A 15,356-nucleotide genomic window follows, 5' to 3' on the forward strand; every position below is an offset into this window, starting at 1 on the left:
GAAATCGCTGTGCATCATTGCACATATTTTTTTCGGACAAAAATTAAATTAGCACATTTCACACTGCGCTGAAAACTTATCTGACGAATTATGGAAAATTTTTTCGCAAGCTGCCGGCATTCCCGCTGGAAGGTTGAGAAAAAGTTTTTGATAAGTGTGTAAGAATACATTTCAGCGATTGCTGGAAAGATGAAATTTACTTTTCCGACCCGCGAAATTTACATTATGAAATTACCGATTCAGATGCCTCCGCCGGATTCGCAATAGCTGCCGGCCGAATACAATTTAACGGACGGCAAAACCGCGGTCTACCCAGGCTTGAGCTGCGGTGAGCCGGTTGAGCGCTTCCACCTTCCACTTCACCCGTGATTTCCGCGCTCCGGCAACAAGTGAAAGCGCAGTGCCGGCAGCTGAAGCCGCGAGCGCAGCTTCATCCACACTAGATCCAAGTATCTGGTACCAATCGTCGGTAATAGATTGCACACCGTCATAAATTTTTGGCGCCAAGGTTGGCAAAACACTCATGTGCCCAAGCAAACAGCCCCAATCGTTAACCCGATATCCCGGTCCAAGCGAATCAAGATCAAGTAAACCTGAGACACGTCTCGTAACCGAATTTACATAAATATTTGCTTCATAAAAATCACCATGCGTGGCAACTTTTGGTCCAAGATCAGCGGATGAAAGTAACTGGCGAATATCGCGGGCAATCTTCGCGCACTGCTGTGCATGCTCCGGCAGCGTGAGCGCGGCTGCGGCAGCATAATGCTCGCAGCGATCAACCCAGGCCGGGCGCTGTTTTAATCCGATAGCAGTGGGCGGAAGTGCTTCAATAATTCCTTCCAGGTCTCGTAAAACTGCGCGAGCGCCTGATTTTTCAAGACGTTTCTCAGATTGAATATGTTTTGAGCTAGCCGCAAGTACTCGTGAAAGCGGCACGCCCTCAAGCGCAGTCATCATTACAATTCCAACTTCACGCGCATAAATCTGCGGACAGTTTATGCCGGCTCCTTTGACTATTTTGAGCCGATACTCAAAATCAGCTTGTACCTGCGGGCGAATAGTTTTCGCAAAAATCGGCGGTTTGTTTTCACGTATTACACGCACCACTGCTCTGCGTGTCGGGCGGTAACCGATAAGTTCAAGTTCGACAGATTCACCAAGATATTGACTCATTTTTTCGACATCACAGGCAAGGTCAAGTGCCGGCAGTTCCGGGTCGTATGGAAATTCCCAAATATTTACTGCAGTGCTTCCCAGGCGGAGACGTTTCCCGCCCACCTCAAGCACTTTTTCTTCTTGGATTTGCGCCGTAGATGCGACGGCGTACAAATCACGGCGTTCAAATGGATTACGGACATCAATAATCACCGAATATCCAACTGAAATTCCAGCTCCGGGACGATGGTGAATCTGGTGCACACTCCATGAGCGCAAAATACCATGATCGGCAAAAGCCAACCGCAACATTTCACCGGCGCGCTTTGATGTGAGAAGAGCTAAGTCATCTGCTTCACTAGCTGTACGTGCAGAATCGAGAGACGCTGCGGTGAGAGATTGTATCGGATTTGCCATAGTTCTTTTATAAGTGAGAGCAGTGTAAGTGTCTAGCCATCGCACATCTTGTGAATATTCACCAGATTTTGGTTGAAAATTTATTGCCGGATTACACAAAATGCTGTTTTGCCGATTTAAGCTTTTCTCCGCGACGGGCGGCGATTTTCACTGTGCAAAATATTTGCCGTTTTTTTGATTAGGCGCTGTTTAATCGGCGATTAATCTTCATATTTGCGCATTTCCGCATCACGCGATTTCATTTCGCTTCTAAAGCGTATCGGCACAATATGGCGGTAGACTTATTGCATCGAAGTCATGATGATTAGAAACCGGTGAGCCGATTTTGGCTTTCAGGAAAACGATAAAAACGAAAATAGGCAGAAAACACAAATGAATCTCACTGATGAAGCTGTTATTGCGCTTGGAACCGAAGATAAAATTGATGCAATTTATACAACTCTTTTTAAAATCGACGGCGAGTTCGTGCGAATGCGCCGGATCGGCAGCCGTGATTCGGGAATCAGAGCACAAAACCCGGACGCAGATAATGCAGATAATGCAGATAATGCAGATAATGATCGTGCCGCATTTGTATTAATTCATGGTATTGGACTGTCCTCCGCATACATGCTTCCGCTTGCTGAAGAGCTGCACGAAATCGGGCAGGTACTGCTTTTTGATTTACCTGGTTTTGGAGATTTACCAGTATCCGGCAAACCGCAAACAATTTCCCGTCTCGCTGCAATTGTCAGCAAAAGTCTGAAACTGGCTGGAGTACAAAATGTGATTTTGGTAGGGCATTCGATGGGTGCGCAAATCGTAGTTGAGATGATGGCACAGAATCATTCTTTTAATCGGGCGTGCCTGATTGGTCCGCCCGTGAATGCCGCTGAGCGCTCGCTGCGGCAGGCACTTATCCGTTATCTCCAGTCAGCGTTTTACGAAAAGGCAGGACTCGTCGGGGTCGCAACCTGGTCTTATTTGCGTTCTGTGAAAACCTGGCTGGTGAAACTTCTTCCGCAGATGCTTGATTATCAGATTGAAAACCGGATCAGTGCGGTAAATCCGCACAGTTTAATCGGAATTCTTAGCGGAGAACACGATTATCTGGCTCCGGAATACTGGCTTGAGCAGCTTGCTGACTCTGCAGCCGGCACAGCATGGATTGGCAGGATTGCGGGAGCGGCGCACTCAACAATTTTCTCAAACGACGGTGAGGCGGCAAAAGCAATTGCGCGTTTGGTGACGCATCAAGAGACGCAGGCGCAAGCAGAATTTATCCATGAGGAAGCACGGCTTGCGCAAGACGCTTTCACCCGCAGTGCAAAGAATGAGAATCCGGAATTTGTTCCGGCAGGTACGGACTAATGTCGGCAAAATCAGCAGGACTAGTTCGCCGGATTATCTCCGCTGTCCGTGTTATCTCACATCGGGTTTGGCAGGTATTTCTTGACTACTGGTGGTATCTGCGCCACGCACTTCCGTTTCCGAATTGGCTGCGGCATGTACTGCAAACAAAAATTAAGCGCAGCGGCAGCACCTCGCACGATTCATTCTTTTCGGGAATCTTTTCTGCGATTAGTCAAAACGGCCCGCATTTGCATAATTCACTGCAAGATTATTCCCGTCGTACAAACAATTTTGCAGGTATCGATAATCTTTCAGCTGCCAACCGGCGCCGGATCCAGCCGCAGCGGCTATTAATCGTTTTTTACCTGGAATATACGAGGGAATCTCTTATTTTCGCGAACTGCGGCGGAATCTGTACGATTATGAAATTATTGAGATTGGGCAGCTTCGCCGGATGGATTTGCCTGTTGCCCAGCTTGCAAAAATCGTAATTTCCCAGTTGCAGAAAATCGAGCAGCCAATAATTTTGCTTGCTCACTCCAAAGGCGGACTTGTCGGACGCGCTGTTCTTGCCGCAAATCTCCCGCATATATACGGTATGGTTACTTTCGCGACACCATGGAATGGTTCTTCGCGTGCCGCGATATTTCCTCCGTATCATTCCATGCGGAGTCTGCTTCCTAATGGAAGCGACACGTTTTCCCCTTGGTCTGCTGCGCTTGAGAAAGAAATTGCCGGCAAGATTATCTCTATTACACCGCGCTGGGATTTTCACGTCCCAGAAGGATCATTTTTACAAGATGCGGTAAATATTCCGCTTTCACAAAGCGGGCATTTCCGTCCGCTCTATCACGCCGACGGGATTAGTGCACTGCGCAGTGCACTCACGCAGCTTAAATCCCGGATTCCAAACGACTAACTAGATTTCAATGCCGACGGTGACGGGTTCAGGAACAAGCTTGATTCCAAATTTTTCGAATACCCCGTCGCGCACCTGACGGGCAAGGGACACGATATCAGCAGCAGCTGCGTCTCCGCGATTTGTTAACGCAAGGGCGTGTTTCGTTGAAATCGACGCACTGCCCGGCAGCCCGAATCCTGGTTTGAAACCGGCATGAGTAATCAGCCAAGCTGCAGAGGTTTTTATTTGTCCGGCAACTTTCGGGGCAGCTGCACCAATCTGGTTTTTCGCCGCATTGTTTAATACATCGAATCGCGGCGCATCCTCAGGAAGCTGCATTGCTGTTTCTGCACTAATCACTGGATTCGTGAAGAAAGAACCAAGTGAGTAGGTATCGCGGTCGGAATCGTCAAGAATCATTCCTTTGCTTGTGCGCAGATTGAGCACCGCCGCACGGACTTCACTCGCCGGCACGCGTTCGCCAAGCTGCACCCCGAGATGTTTTGCAAGCTGTGCGTAACGAATCGGTTCGCTCAGGGTGGCTCTGCGGAGATGAAAATCAACATCGAGCACAATCCACCGCGGGCAGCTGCCCCACTCTCCGCTCAGGATTGACTCTTTCAAAACCGAATAGCGGTAGCCAAAATCAAGATCACTGAGGAAAAAGTGCGCTGCTGCCCAGTTTTCCGGTCAAGTGTTCGGACACTTGCAATTACTCCAGATACGTCTGCTCCGTAGGCGCCGATATTTTGTACTGGCGCTGCACCGGCCGTACCGGGAATCCCGGAAAGACATTCCAGGCCCATCCAACCGTGTTCAATCGCGTAGACAACAACATTATCCCAAGGCGTCCCAGCTGATACGCGAATGCGCGCCCCGCCGCAAGCATCTTCATCAAGCAGTGTAATCTCGGCACGAGTATCATGCACCACTACCCCGTTGAATTCAGTATCTCCTGCGAGAATATTTGATCCTCCGCCAACGACGAGCAGTTCTTTTTATCAGCATCCGCTGTTTTCAACGCTTCGATGAATTCTTCGCGAGTGCCCGTGTTCACCACTTCGGCAGCTTTTCCTCCCACCCGGATTGTGGTCATCTGTGCGAGTGCGGATGAATCTCTCCGATAGCGCATTGCAGGTACTGGAGGAATAGTTTTGGTTGGTTCGGTTTCTTCTGGAACTGCACAATACATAGTTCAAGCCTACCGCAAGATTTTTTCAAACCTACCGCAGTGCTGAATGCGAAATACACAAAACACGTGGAATATGCGGAATATGTGAAAAACTTGAAGCATGTGCACGCAACCGGCGGCAAGAACTAGTTTTTATCACGTAACCGGCGGCAAGAACTCCGCCTAAAATTTCCACCAACCACCACCCCTTACATTTCCGCTGGTCACAAGGTTACAAGAACGACGGAGCACACCGTCGGAAACCAAAACCACCCATTTTGCCGCCGCTTACGTTAAAATGCAGATTTCGCTGTTAATCCGAGTTACTGCTAATCCACGCTTCAGCCATATAACATATATAGCCAATACATACGATGTCCAAATTTGAATCACACACAATATAAGAAATTACCGGTAGTCACCCTGGCTGCTATTCTTTTGTTCGATTACGTAAATACAGTAACCCTGCAATCATGATACTTGCCCCAATGACAAGAATCGCGAATACTCCGGTGCTACCAGTCAAAGGCAAAGCCGGCATATCGTAGCGTTTATTTTCGATATCCAGTGGAACCACTATCGGAAAGGCAGCTTCTTTCCCCGCCGTTTTCCCAAATAGTATCCTTTGCTGCTGGCCAGTATAATCCGTTTCTACAATCTGATGAGCGGATATGGTAAGATACCAAATTTTCTCACTCTTCTGATATCCGCTAGGTGATTCTATCTCGGTAAGTTTATAGCGACCATCTTTAATCTCATTCATATCAGGTACTTTGAGTGCGGTAAATTTTGATTTCCCTACCGTATATTCCTGCCAATCTTTTGTTAAATTGAAGCTGCGGGTGTAGAAAAAGTTTTCATCGTCAATTTTCGTGAATTGAATTCGAAGTGCTCCGCCAGCTGGGAGCAGCAAGCATTTCCCATCCACCAGCTCAGTATCTTTACACGCATTATTTGGCTGGATCTTGCGGATATACAAATCCCGCTGAGCGGAAGTCTTTTCATTGCCGATTGTCAAAGAAGGCAGCACATGTGCCAAACTGTTCTCTTTCACGGCGCTATCAGCACCCCTAAGCTGATATGTTCCCTCTTCGCTCAACTCAAACTCAATCGGATCTATGTGCTTATATTCCGGCAAAGGCTGCTCTTCTTTAAGACGATAGATACCTGGGGTGAGATTATCGAAAAGGATTTTTCCTTCACTATTCGTGATGATACTATTTTCACCTTGTGTCGGATAGGCGGCGAATGTATTATCGGCAGTTTGCTTTTCTAACGCAAAAATAACTCCCGGCAACACAAATTGTTTCGCGGCGCTGCTATCCGTCACGTCTTTCTTCAGAATCTCCAACTCTGGAATTTTTTATTACTTATATCTACACAATTGAGATTTTTAATATTTTCATGTGCACACTTCTCTGCAGGCATTAAGTTTACGTTGGATCCTGTAAAGTTTTTCACCACCAGCTTCGAATCATCAGCAGAGTTTGATTCTACCATAAATGTCCATATCAAAGAGTCCATTTGCGGATAACCGTTTGGCACACGTATCTCCCTGAGTACATATTTCCCTGGAGATAATTGTTGGAAGTAGAAAGTATCGCCCGGCATCGACATCCCAACCGTTTCTACTCTATTATCCGGACCTTCAAGTCTGAACATAGATCCTACGAGCTTTTTTCCGCTGGCAAAATCTTTTTCGTAAGCCGTAAAGAAGGATAATATGTCTCTGGTGCAGGAAGATTCGGCAATTGCACAGTGTGTATACCTGCAGTATTGCTGGAGAAAATCTGGCCTGTTTTATCTCCCGCAGGTCCAAAAGTCACTGTACCATCTCGATCTACAGCCAACTTATAGAGATTGTTCTTTCCCGCAATGTATCCGCTAGGCGCTATTGTTTCTTGAATATAATACGTCGAAGGATAAGGTAAATTATCAAAGGTGTAAGTGCCGTCGGATAAGGTGACATTGCGCAGAAATGCACCTCTAGCCCCGTTTATGTCAGCAGCAAATAAGCTTAATACTGCTGGAGTTTGTGCAGCTTCTGCCTTAATCAGCTGTTTTGTGTTGGCATCAATCTTTTGGATTGTCACCTTAGTAGTTGGCGGAATCTGCGCCGCCCCCATCCCCATTGAGGGATAATGCCGCGCATAAATACCAGACGAAGTTTCCTAGAATCTACACGGCTAACCGCAATTCGGTTATGAAAAATGTTTGTTGATTCAATTCTGGCTGTGTTCTTGTAGAAAGGAGAATTTAAATTAATTTTTTCGTCTTATAGCGCAACAAAATAGTTTTATACCCATCAGGAGTTGCAGCTTCCCATGCACCATTGCGATTAGTCAAAGATTTAATATGAACACGCAGCCCATAGGCTCGATGTTTATCGTTAGGGGTGTACTCCGTCGGATCATTGTAGCGCCGCAGATCCGGTTCGCCATTCATGATGGAATTACGCATATTGTGAGGATCATCTGGCCAAATCCGAATAAGAGTTTCTGGATTATATGCATTCGTGGCGCCGTATCCTTGAGCAAGATAAATCTCGACATCTTTTTCATAATGTCTCTTATAGTTGGCCCACTAGTGTAATTTGCAATATTCGGTTCCTCGCTCCAATTCAGCTGCGGATTATCATTAAACGAATCACGCAGCCACAAATCTTGCGCTAAGACACTCTTCCCGCTGGCGTTAAGGAGAACCTCCCATGTAAGGTAGTCAAGTCCTTCTTCGTAGAGACTTTTCGTAATGATTCCATCTTTCATCCTCCGAAAATCGGCATCCCAATCAATCGCGGCACTTGTTTGAATCACGCTCTTCCGCGGACCTGCATAATCGTGCCCAATCCATGTATTCGTAAATTGAATATCTTTCTCTACTAAAGTTTGCGATGGATCAATAGGATTCAACAGATAGTTTGGACTTGGACTCACACCTCCACGGAACTGTTTAATATCACACCCTTTACCAATCGTGTCAATGAGCTCGTTTTTCCCGTCTCCATATGGGTTATATGCTACAATCCCGATATTCGCTACCGCACCATTGTATGAGCATCCTTTGATTGGCAATAAGTTCCCAATATCAAATGTTCCCGCAAGATCTATCGGACTGGCAGCCTTATCAGTAGCTACAAACGCCAGTTGCTTAGAATTAATCAGATAAACCTCCATCAGCGCCTGTGTTTTATCATTTGGAAACTTGGTGCTGTATATATACCCATACGGCTCGTTATAACTAATCTTTCCGTTAATACTGACTTCTTTCGGGAGTTCAAGCAAAAACTCGTCGCCTTTTTTGGTATTTGCAGGAAGCTTCCAACGCGTTGAAATATAGCTATCATATCCAACCACGTTGTTTGGATTTCCAACTTGGTTTTCTCCACGTTCATAGAAATCAAAAGTCATATGATCAATCGAGACAATGCCATATCTAGCTGGGTCAGCTGTAGGGTCTGGAAGATCAGGTGTCGGAGCAAGCTTACTCAAACTTAGCAGCATTGATCCTTGCACACTATCAAATTCTTTTGTTTGCGCCCATGTACCTTCTGCAGGCGTGTATGCAGGTGTATATTCAATTCGCTGCAACGTACCATTTTGAGATGAAAACTTATCCACATCTGCTATCACGATATTTCTTACTTCAGGGGCGATCTGAGCAGAGTAGGATTTCTTAGGAAAATCAGATTCTAAAATGAGTCTCTGCTCTAAACGATATTGCGGGTCGACATCATTCCAAAGTCGGGTGGCGGTGATATCTGCTTTCAGCGCTTCGACACTACTCGAACCCAAAGAATGATACATTTTTTCACTGCCAGCAGTCACAGTAGTAATTAGCTTGCTGATTGCTACACTTCCTGGAGGCACAGGTTGTGCAGCAGCAAAATTTACCATCCGTTTTTCAGTATGAGTATGACCAAAGCTATTGGTTTGCGGATTGGGACGTTCTAGGAGATATAGCGCAGCATTAGATTTTCCGCTCTGCAGTTCCTGTGTTTTATCAACTACCGGCCAAGGCTTCGGCAGAATATCATCGCCTTTTACCAGACTATTACCTTTAATCTGATCTAGTCGATTGTTAATATCTACTACTGTCCATTCAATTGTGTGTTCTGATATATAGCGACCAAAAATAGTACGATTCTCCTCAAGAATCGGGATTGCTACCGGCCCTTCATGCGGATCATAGTCAGGCAGCTGTGAACCATCCTGAACCTGCGGAGCTGCAATCACACGTTTTGCAATGGTGTCCGGGTTCGCATCTGCACCTAATCTGCTCTGATAGTTTCCTAACTGCACAAATAGATCGATGGCGTATGCAGGTTGTACGTGATTAACGGAAGTGGAGAAAGAGATGCGGGCTTCTTTGTTGGAATCACTTGGCTGCCAAGTAACAGCATACGTACCTAAACCGGAATTTTGCGGAGATTGCAGAGATTTTCCAGTCGGCTTAGTTAATCCCGATCCAGGCAAAGCAGCAATCGTGACGGTAGGCTTCAGCTGACTAAAAGGTTCACCCCTCGATCTCAGCGTCACATCCCAACTGATTCTGCTCAGCTTACGTCCATTCTGCGTAAGATGAGCATTGTATTTAACTTCAAATTCCACAGGCTGTGCAGAGTCAGTCACAGCAGCGTTCACAGATGCCGGCAAAGCCAGAGAACTCATTGCCAACGCCAGCATCAAAACGAATAGTGTTACCCGTACTTTTAGATATCCGAAGGCACGTTTCTTAAATTCCCGCACCATTATTTCACCTTCTCAATCTGGTTGTTTAACCACACAGCTATACTTCTCGTTTTCATGCGGTATCTTCTCTATTTGAGATCTGTTTTCGCCAATGCATAAACAGATCTCTTTTCATGTATTTCTCTTTTTGGGTTTTAACCGCACAAATCCGAAATTCCGAATAAGAATCATCTTTTTGCATAAGGTAACAAGAGTATCGATATTCGATTTTGTTTACGCAATCTGCGGTACAGTTAGCTCGGTAGTCATTGCAAGGATGTGCCAACGGCGCCGTCAGGGTTAACCAGGCGCATTTCAATCTAGTTAAGAGCGTTTCATGATGCTGCGATAAAAAATAGCGACCCAGATGTGAGGATTCGCTATTATCAAATAATGCAAAGTATGAAGATTCTGAGCAAACTGCAGGAATAATCCGCGTCAGCCTGCCCCCCCAGCGAGTCTTATGCAGGGGGCGCGGTGATATAAATGCACTGCCCTTTTATTCAAGGCGGCTTGCGCAATATCGCGATAAATCAGCAGCAAGATTGAAATACTTGGAGTTATATCTTGAAATAACTCCCGGCATTCAGTTGCTGCTTTTTGCTGCCGTAAATCATTAATATATGAAAATACAATTAAATACACCAAAACGTGCACATTGGGCTGCAACAGAAAAATCAGTGAACGCAGCTTTTTATTCTCAGACTCTCTGCCTAATATTTTCCTGATTTGTTTGTTCTTATCTGCATTGCGAGACGGTATGGCACAATCCATCAAACCGTTTTTCAGTTTGAAAGCGGAAAGCTTGACAGGAGCGCCCATGCTGATTCTTCCTTACTTGCACCTATGACTCACATTTTGTTCATAGGCATAGTGCCTATGAACGCGCCACATAGAAACATGCCATGTCTGGAGCTGATGTCGGAAACTATTAACCTGTACACAGTCAGAGTCCAGATTAGGTTTATTCAACGCACATTTTCTTGTAAACGGCAATGCATTCAAAAAATCAACCGCAGACATAACACCGTTTCAATGATAAGTGATAGCGCAATGCCTTGTCCACCCCCGCAACGATAGCTTCGAACTGCCGCAGATTATTCTTCATATCGTGAACGGAAGTAATTGAAATTTGAGTAATATCCAAGATTTATCGAAGTTAAGGTCACAAATACTAGTTCAGAAACGCACATGACATCTGGCATTTTCGCCTCAGCTCGGCAATCAACTTCTATCTTCACGCAGTACTTCAACATTATTTTCGAAATCAGTTATGCCGCTGTCAGAAAGGATTTTCGTTACATCATCGATGGAAATAATGCATTTTCACCACACGAAATAACTACGGAAACAGCCGACACCGCACAAGAAGCAGGAAACTTTTACGCAACTGACGGCAAGAAGCAGAAAACTTCACGCAATTGGCGGCGCAATACCTGCATCGCAGTTTCCTGAGTTTCGCAACCGGTGTAATATCAGCCGTGCCGTATTTCAGGCACTTCGTCTGACCGCTTTCCCGGCTGCTGCAAAACGCAAATTTGAATTTTCCGCACTGCGCAAATTCAGTACGTATTCAATTCCGCATTCATTTAGCAGATCTAGCTATAAGCCAAGCAACTGCTTTTTCACTGCCTCAAATTCCTCTTGCGAGATTACTCCAGCATCAAAAAGTTTCTTCATATCCAAGAGCTTTGCAGTGACATCGCTAAAACTTTGCTGCGGCTGCGGCTCATTCGCCGGATTCGGATTTTCTTCCGCTGACTGCGCGGCCGCTTGACCCGGCATTTGCGGAGCGTTTTCTCCTGCCGCAAAAGCGCTGTTTTGATTAACCGCAAAAGCGCTATTTTCCTGCGGCATTCCGCCCATCATCCCACCGACGGCGTTCATACCTAATCCGAGGAAAGCCATATCAGTTCCCCGCCGTTTTCACCCGCTGCTTGAATCCCGCGGGCAGCAGCTTGCTGGAAGAATGTATTTGCGCGATTACCGGAAAGCGCATCTGCCTTCTTCACGTCTTGCAGCAGTTTCCTGGTTTCTTCATCATATTCGATCGCAAGAATTGCGGTCTTGATAATCTCCAGACCGCGGCTCGTCTTCCATTGATAGGCAGCTTCTACTGCTGCAGAAAGTGAAGCGGCAAAGCCAAGTTGATCGCCTTGAATCCGCGCCATACGGTTCCCCTTGTCGGGGTTGTTTGTGTAATTCGCGAACGCCGCAGAAAGACTGCCCACGACTTCGTTAAAGAGTTGTTCTCCAGCCGGATTATCGAAATCAGCAAAATCAAACACCGGAGCATCTTGAGTCAGGTAAGTCACGGGGACGAAGTTACGGATAAAAAGAATCGGATCGACAATTCGCAGCGTATAGGTACCGCGCGTCACCGCTCCAACCTGCGTCCCGAAAAATGCGTCGTCCCAATAAATCTCAGATTGCGTTCCAAAGCGATTGTTTGGAATTTCCTTTAAATTCACATAGAATAGGAGCTGCTGCACAGCAGGAATTCCGCCGAACTTGAACTTTTCAAACGACTGCTTTATCAGCGCGTCAATCACACTATTTCCGGCAAAGATCGAGCGTGCATTCGGATCATTACTTTCGTAGATATAAGCGCCTGGCTGTGAAATAAGACCAGTAATTCCGCCGTCTTGCATTGTTACGACGGCAGTCCCCTCCGGCACGATAATCTTCGTGCCGTTGGTGATAACATTTTGGTTTCCTTTATAGTTTGCCCCGCGTTTGTTGTTAGTGCCCAGAAGAATCCCGGGAATACCCCGGCTGTAGGCGAAACTTCCGGCAGCGGTCCGAAAAAATCTTTCCACTGATCTGCGAAAGTCCCGCCGATTGATCCTGCGACTGCCTGTATAAAGCCCATTACAACTCCTGTCTCGGGAATTATTTTCCGTGTTTCTTAGAAATCAAATCATTTAAATCCGCCAGCCTGAAAACATTATTGTTTTCTTTCAGTCATATGCTACATCTTTTCTCTTCTTTAAAAGTAAAAAATTGTGAAGTGTTTCACTGTTCGTTAATCGCTGTTTAGCTGCTGTTTACAAACAAAAGCATTCACCTGCGGCACACGAAAATCAGCATAATAAAAACACAGCAGCCGCGCATTAACATTGGGGATGAGCATTGGCAGCACAGCGAAACTCTAACTTCAGCGCAAATGAGCTGTCCCCCGAAAGAAAGAACTGAGTTAGTCAATTCAACTTTCGGGGGACAATTACCGGAGTCTATCCAAATCTGAATATTCGCTGCAGGTTCAGCAAAAACTCGTCACTTTCGCAACTTTTTCCGGGTAGCTGCGGAGAATACTGTTCCGGCAGCTACCGCACCGAAAGCTAAGAATCCAAGACCAAGAACATCGGATGAACCAGTCTTTGCCAGCTGCTTACTGCCTGATTTCGACGCAGCACCCGACTTGTTGCTATCCGGCTTCGGCATAGCGCCCGAATTACCGGTATTCGGCTTCGCCGCAGCACCTGCAGCCGTGCAATCTACCTTTACCGTAAGACCATTCGCCGCAGATACAACTGTGCCGAAATCGGTAGCAACTGTTACCGGAAGATTAACTACACCAGTCTGCCCGGTACAAACACCGTCGAGCTTGAAATCTGCAACGGCTTGGCCTGCACCGTCGGTGGTGATGATAGATTTTTCAGCCGAAGCATCCGGTTCAAGAAGCGAATTCTGCACTGGGAAACTTCGCTTTACATCTCCGACAGTTACATGCACATTCTTCGTAATTCCAGGGCCTTCTGAGAACGATAAACCGCGCATTGGAATCGATAATGTATCTCCCGCATGCAGCGGATTTTCCGGCAGAGACAAACCGACTCCGCGCTTAAGATTCGCTGCAGCGAGCTTTGGTCCAGTCACTTTCTGCAGGTACGCGTTGAAAGCATCCCGGTCGAGCACCCCGAAAGTTGTGACTTTCAGTCCCGGATCAAAATAGCCGTCGCCGCCCTGGAGCACAAACGTCATTGAACCAACATTGTAGGTTTTGTTCATATCCATTGGCTTACCGTTGAGCATAATCGACGTGATTCGCTTGCCAGCCGGCTGAGCTGCGTCGTAAGTATAGGTGAGGTTCGACGAAGTTCCCATCCGGAGCATTGGACGTGAATTCTGCGAATTCAAACCAGTCTTCCACTGATTTTCAAGCGCTTGTTTGAATTGCGCACCAGTCACTGGCGCATAACCCATTTCATTCGAGAACGGCAGAGCCTGGAAAGTTTGCGCATAGGTGATTGTTCCGTTTTCCGGAATCAAATCCGTGCGCAGACCGCCAGCGTTGATCACACCGATGTCAACTGGATTTGTTCCGTCAATCTTTACTTGATCCAAAATCGAATCAGCAACCAAATTCCCGAGTGTAGATTCAATACCGCGGTTCGATCCGGCTTTCGGATCCTTATTTTCCGGTGCAAGATACACGCCGCGGCGCCATTCTGCTTTCACATTGGTAACGATTGGCTTCTTACCGGCTTCTTTCGACTTTTCCGCAGCTTGCTGCACCGAAACTGCAGCATCAGATTTAGTCAAGCAGTCTGGCCGGTCTTGCTTCACTTTCGCCACCACATCTTTTGCCGGAATCAGAATTGAATCGGCAGAAAGAATCTTCTTCTGCTTAGTATCGTAAGAAATTTGCACCAGACCTAAATTATCGGTATAGGAACCAGACGCAATACCAGCCAAAAGCGGATTATTTTGGTTATTCAGCTTCACTTTGGAATTTACAGCGTCAAATTCATATGGGACGTGAGTATCGCCGCCCATCAGCACATCTACTTCCGCAGGCATCTTTGCGAAATTGTTCTTCACATCGTCGTCAAGCATTGCAACCACAATGTCAGCTTTCTTTTCTGCTTTCAGTGCCTTTGCCTGCTTCGTGATTTCAGCAATCGGATCCGTAAACTTTAATCCCTTAGTAGCTTCCGGACTTAACTTATACGGCACATCTTGTGCAATTGCCCCGATGAATGCAACTTTCACTCCATTGAGATCTTCGATAATCATGTCTTTCAGGTATGGAGTATCTTTGCCGTTTTCCTGGTAATTTCCCATCCCTTTTACGTTCGCGCCGAGATAAGGGAACTTCACTTTTACAAAATCTGCAGGCTGCGAACCGTCAATCCGCGCCTTGAATACTTCCTGCCCCAAATCCAGTTCGTGATTTCCAATGGTTGAGGCGTCAACCGGTAAATAATTTAACGCAGCAATCGTCGGATTGTCTTTCTGCGCTCCGGACGTGAAAGGTGAAGCACCGATATTGTCGCCAAGGAGGGTAAAAGTAGCATTCGGATTATCGGCGCGTGCGTCTGCCAGGTAGCATCCGACTGCGGGAATACCAGCTTCCTTTACCGCACCTTTATTTTCCACTAATTCAATATGCCCGTGAATATCAGTCAGTTTATATAAATCGATTTTCACCACTCCCGGCTGCGGCGGCGAGTCCGGAGTTTCCGGAGCAGCTTGCGATACTGCCGGGACAAGCACCAGCGACAGCGCGAAAATGCCGCCCGCTAACGGGCGCATAAATTTATTTTTCATATTTTCTCCATCGAAATTAAAGAGAGCCGACACACATAAACTATCAACGGCGCTGCCGAGAAACAAGTTTTTTCCTGAAATTTCAATCGGCATTAAC

16 protein-coding genes are annotated in these 15,356 nt (G+C 46.5%); 3 read left to right on the forward strand and 13 right to left on the reverse strand.

Going from position 1 to position 15,356, the window contains the following annotated elements; translation table 11 throughout:
* Nucleotides 1-285 precede the first annotated feature (285 nt).
* Nucleotides 286-1,575: a phosphotransferase gene (locus RQN30_RS04380; RefSeq protein WP_353061415.1), complete on the reverse strand. Its 1,290-nt coding sequence runs from the start codon at nucleotides 1,573-1,575 to the stop codon at nucleotides 286-288.
* A gap of 372 nt (nucleotides 1,576-1,947) precedes the next feature.
* On the opposite strand from RQN30_RS04380, the gene RQN30_RS04385 reads away from it, so the two are divergent.
* Genes RQN30_RS04385 through RQN30_RS04395 form a run of 3 tightly spaced genes read left to right on the forward strand, consistent with a single transcriptional unit; the run spans nucleotide 1,948 to nucleotide 3,826 of the window.
* The gene (locus tag RQN30_RS04385) at nucleotides 1,948-2,925 is read left to right on the forward strand and encodes an alpha/beta fold hydrolase (protein ID WP_353061416.1); all 978 of its coding nucleotides are present in this window, start codon (nucleotides 1,948-1,950) and stop codon (nucleotides 2,923-2,925) included.
* Nucleotides 2,925-3,398 carry a hypothetical protein gene (locus RQN30_RS04390; RefSeq protein WP_353061417.1) on the forward strand — a complete coding sequence of 158 codons (474 nt, stop codon included), beginning with the start codon at nucleotides 2,925-2,927 and terminating at the stop codon, nucleotides 3,396-3,398. Before RQN30_RS04385 ends, RQN30_RS04390 begins: the two co-directional genes overlap by 1 nt.
* Nucleotides 3,362-3,826 carry a lipase family protein gene (locus tag RQN30_RS04395; protein ID WP_353061418.1) on the forward strand — a complete coding sequence of 155 codons (465 nt, stop codon included), beginning with the start codon at nucleotides 3,362-3,364 and terminating at the stop codon, nucleotides 3,824-3,826. The genes RQN30_RS04390 and RQN30_RS04395 overlap by 37 nt, the downstream gene beginning before the upstream one ends.
* Here RQN30_RS04395 and RQN30_RS04400 read toward each other — a convergent pair whose 3' ends face one another.
* The 12 genes from RQN30_RS04400 to RQN30_RS04455 form a co-directional block, all read right to left on the reverse strand.
* Entirely contained in the window at nucleotides 3,827-4,432 is a 606-nt protein-coding gene (locus RQN30_RS04400) for a UDP-N-acetylmuramate dehydrogenase (protein WP_353061419.1), read from the reverse strand.
* Complete coding sequence (locus RQN30_RS04405; protein ID WP_353061420.1) at nucleotides 4,429-4,740, reverse strand: FAD-binding protein; 312 nt, start codon at nucleotides 4,738-4,740, stop codon at nucleotides 4,429-4,431. Before RQN30_RS04405 ends, RQN30_RS04400 begins: the two co-directional genes overlap by 4 nt.
* Complete coding sequence (locus tag RQN30_RS04410; RefSeq protein ID WP_353061421.1) at nucleotides 4,740-5,000, reverse strand: hypothetical protein; 261 nt, start codon at nucleotides 4,998-5,000, stop codon at nucleotides 4,740-4,742. The genes RQN30_RS04405 and RQN30_RS04410 overlap by 1 nt, the downstream gene beginning before the upstream one ends.
* 409 nt (nucleotides 5,001-5,409) lie before the next feature.
* On the reverse strand, nucleotides 5,410-6,330 hold the full coding sequence (locus RQN30_RS04415) for a SpaA isopeptide-forming pilin-related protein (RefSeq protein WP_353061422.1): 921 nt from the start codon (nucleotides 6,328-6,330) through the stop codon (nucleotides 5,410-5,412).
* Entirely contained in the window at nucleotides 6,318-6,641 is a 324-nt protein-coding gene (locus RQN30_RS04420) for a SpaA isopeptide-forming pilin-related protein (protein WP_353061423.1), read from the reverse strand. The genes RQN30_RS04415 and RQN30_RS04420 overlap by 13 nt, the downstream gene beginning before the upstream one ends.
* A 5-nt stretch (nucleotides 6,642-6,646) precedes the next feature.
* On the reverse strand, nucleotides 6,647-7,111 hold the full coding sequence (locus RQN30_RS04425) for a SpaA isopeptide-forming pilin-related protein (RefSeq protein ID WP_353061425.1): 465 nt from the start codon (nucleotides 7,109-7,111) through the stop codon (nucleotides 6,647-6,649).
* Nucleotides 7,112-7,235: 124 nt separating this feature from the next.
* Nucleotides 7,236-7,439: a hypothetical protein gene (locus RQN30_RS04430; protein ID WP_353061426.1), complete on the reverse strand. Its 204-nt coding sequence runs from the start codon at nucleotides 7,437-7,439 to the stop codon at nucleotides 7,236-7,238.
* On the reverse strand, nucleotides 7,421-9,727 hold the full coding sequence (locus tag RQN30_RS04435) for a hypothetical protein (RefSeq protein WP_353061427.1): 2,307 nt from the start codon (nucleotides 9,725-9,727) through the stop codon (nucleotides 7,421-7,423). The genes RQN30_RS04430 and RQN30_RS04435 overlap by 19 nt, the downstream gene beginning before the upstream one ends.
* Before the next feature lie 417 nt (nucleotides 9,728-10,144).
* Nucleotides 10,145-10,528 (reverse strand): hypothetical protein, encoded by a 384-nt coding sequence (locus RQN30_RS04440; RefSeq protein WP_353061428.1) that lies wholly within the window; start codon nucleotides 10,526-10,528, stop codon nucleotides 10,145-10,147.
* A gap of 780 nt (nucleotides 10,529-11,308) precedes the next feature.
* The gene (locus tag RQN30_RS04445) at nucleotides 11,309-11,593 is read right to left on the reverse strand and encodes an SHOCT domain-containing protein (protein WP_353061429.1); all 285 of its coding nucleotides are present in this window, start codon (nucleotides 11,591-11,593) and stop codon (nucleotides 11,309-11,311) included.
* Between the two features lie 2 nt (nucleotides 11,594-11,595).
* Complete coding sequence (locus RQN30_RS04450; RefSeq protein ID WP_353061430.1) at nucleotides 11,596-12,525, reverse strand: SPFH domain-containing protein; 930 nt, start codon at nucleotides 12,523-12,525, stop codon at nucleotides 11,596-11,598.
* A gap of 457 nt (nucleotides 12,526-12,982) precedes the next feature.
* On the reverse strand, nucleotides 12,983-15,259 hold the full coding sequence (locus RQN30_RS04455; protein ID WP_353061431.1) for a bifunctional metallophosphatase/5'-nucleotidase: 2,277 nt from the start codon (nucleotides 15,257-15,259) through the stop codon (nucleotides 12,983-12,985).
* Nucleotides 15,260-15,356 lie beyond the last annotated feature (97 nt).

The organism is Arcanobacterium hippocoleae (assembly GCF_040360365.1).
GTDB classification, from domain to species: domain Bacteria; phylum Actinomycetota; class Actinomycetes; order Actinomycetales; family Actinomycetaceae; genus Arcanobacterium_A; species Arcanobacterium_A hippocoleae_A.

Bases quoted from the DNA above. Each gene is read 5' to 3' on its own strand.
- RQN30_RS04430 (WP_353061426.1), bottom strand. From the start codon at position 7,439: ATGCGTAATTCCATCATGAATGGCGAACCGGATCTGCGGCGCTACAAT.
- RQN30_RS04390 (WP_353061417.1), top strand. From the start codon at position 2,925: ATGTCGGCAAAATCAGCAGGACTAGTTCGCCGGATTATCTCCGCTGTC.
- RQN30_RS04410 (WP_353061421.1), bottom strand. From the start codon at position 5,000: ATGTATTGTGCAGTTCCAGAAGAAACCGAACCAACCAAAACTATTCCT.
- RQN30_RS04385 (WP_353061416.1), top strand. From the start codon at position 1,948: ATGAATCTCACTGATGAAGCTGTTATTGCGCTTGGAACCGAAGATAAA.
- RQN30_RS04420 (WP_353061423.1), bottom strand. From the start codon at position 6,641: ATGTTCAGACTTGAAGGTCCGGATAATAGAGTAGAAACGGTTGGGATG.
- RQN30_RS04435 (WP_353061427.1), bottom strand. From the start codon at position 9,727: ATGGTGCGGGAATTTAAGAAACGTGCCTTCGGATATCTAAAAGTACGG.
- RQN30_RS04380 (WP_353061415.1), bottom strand. From the start codon at position 1,575: ATGGCAAATCCGATACAATCTCTCACCGCAGCGTCTCTCGATTCTGCA.
- RQN30_RS04425 (WP_353061425.1), bottom strand. From the start codon at position 7,111: ATGGGGATGGGGGCGGCGCAGATTCCGCCAACTACTAAGGTGACAATC.
- RQN30_RS04445 (WP_353061429.1), bottom strand. From the start codon at position 11,593: ATGAACGCCGTCGGTGGGATGATGGGCGGAATGCCGCAGGAAAATAGC.
- RQN30_RS04440 (WP_353061428.1), bottom strand. From the start codon at position 10,528: ATGGGCGCTCCTGTCAAGCTTTCCGCTTTCAAACTGAAAAACGGTTTG.
- RQN30_RS04395 (WP_353061418.1), top strand. From the start codon at position 3,362: ATGGATTTGCCTGTTGCCCAGCTTGCAAAAATCGTAATTTCCCAGTTG.
- RQN30_RS04455 (WP_353061431.1), bottom strand. From the start codon at position 15,259: ATGAAAAATAAATTTATGCGCCCGTTAGCGGGCGGCATTTTCGCGCTG.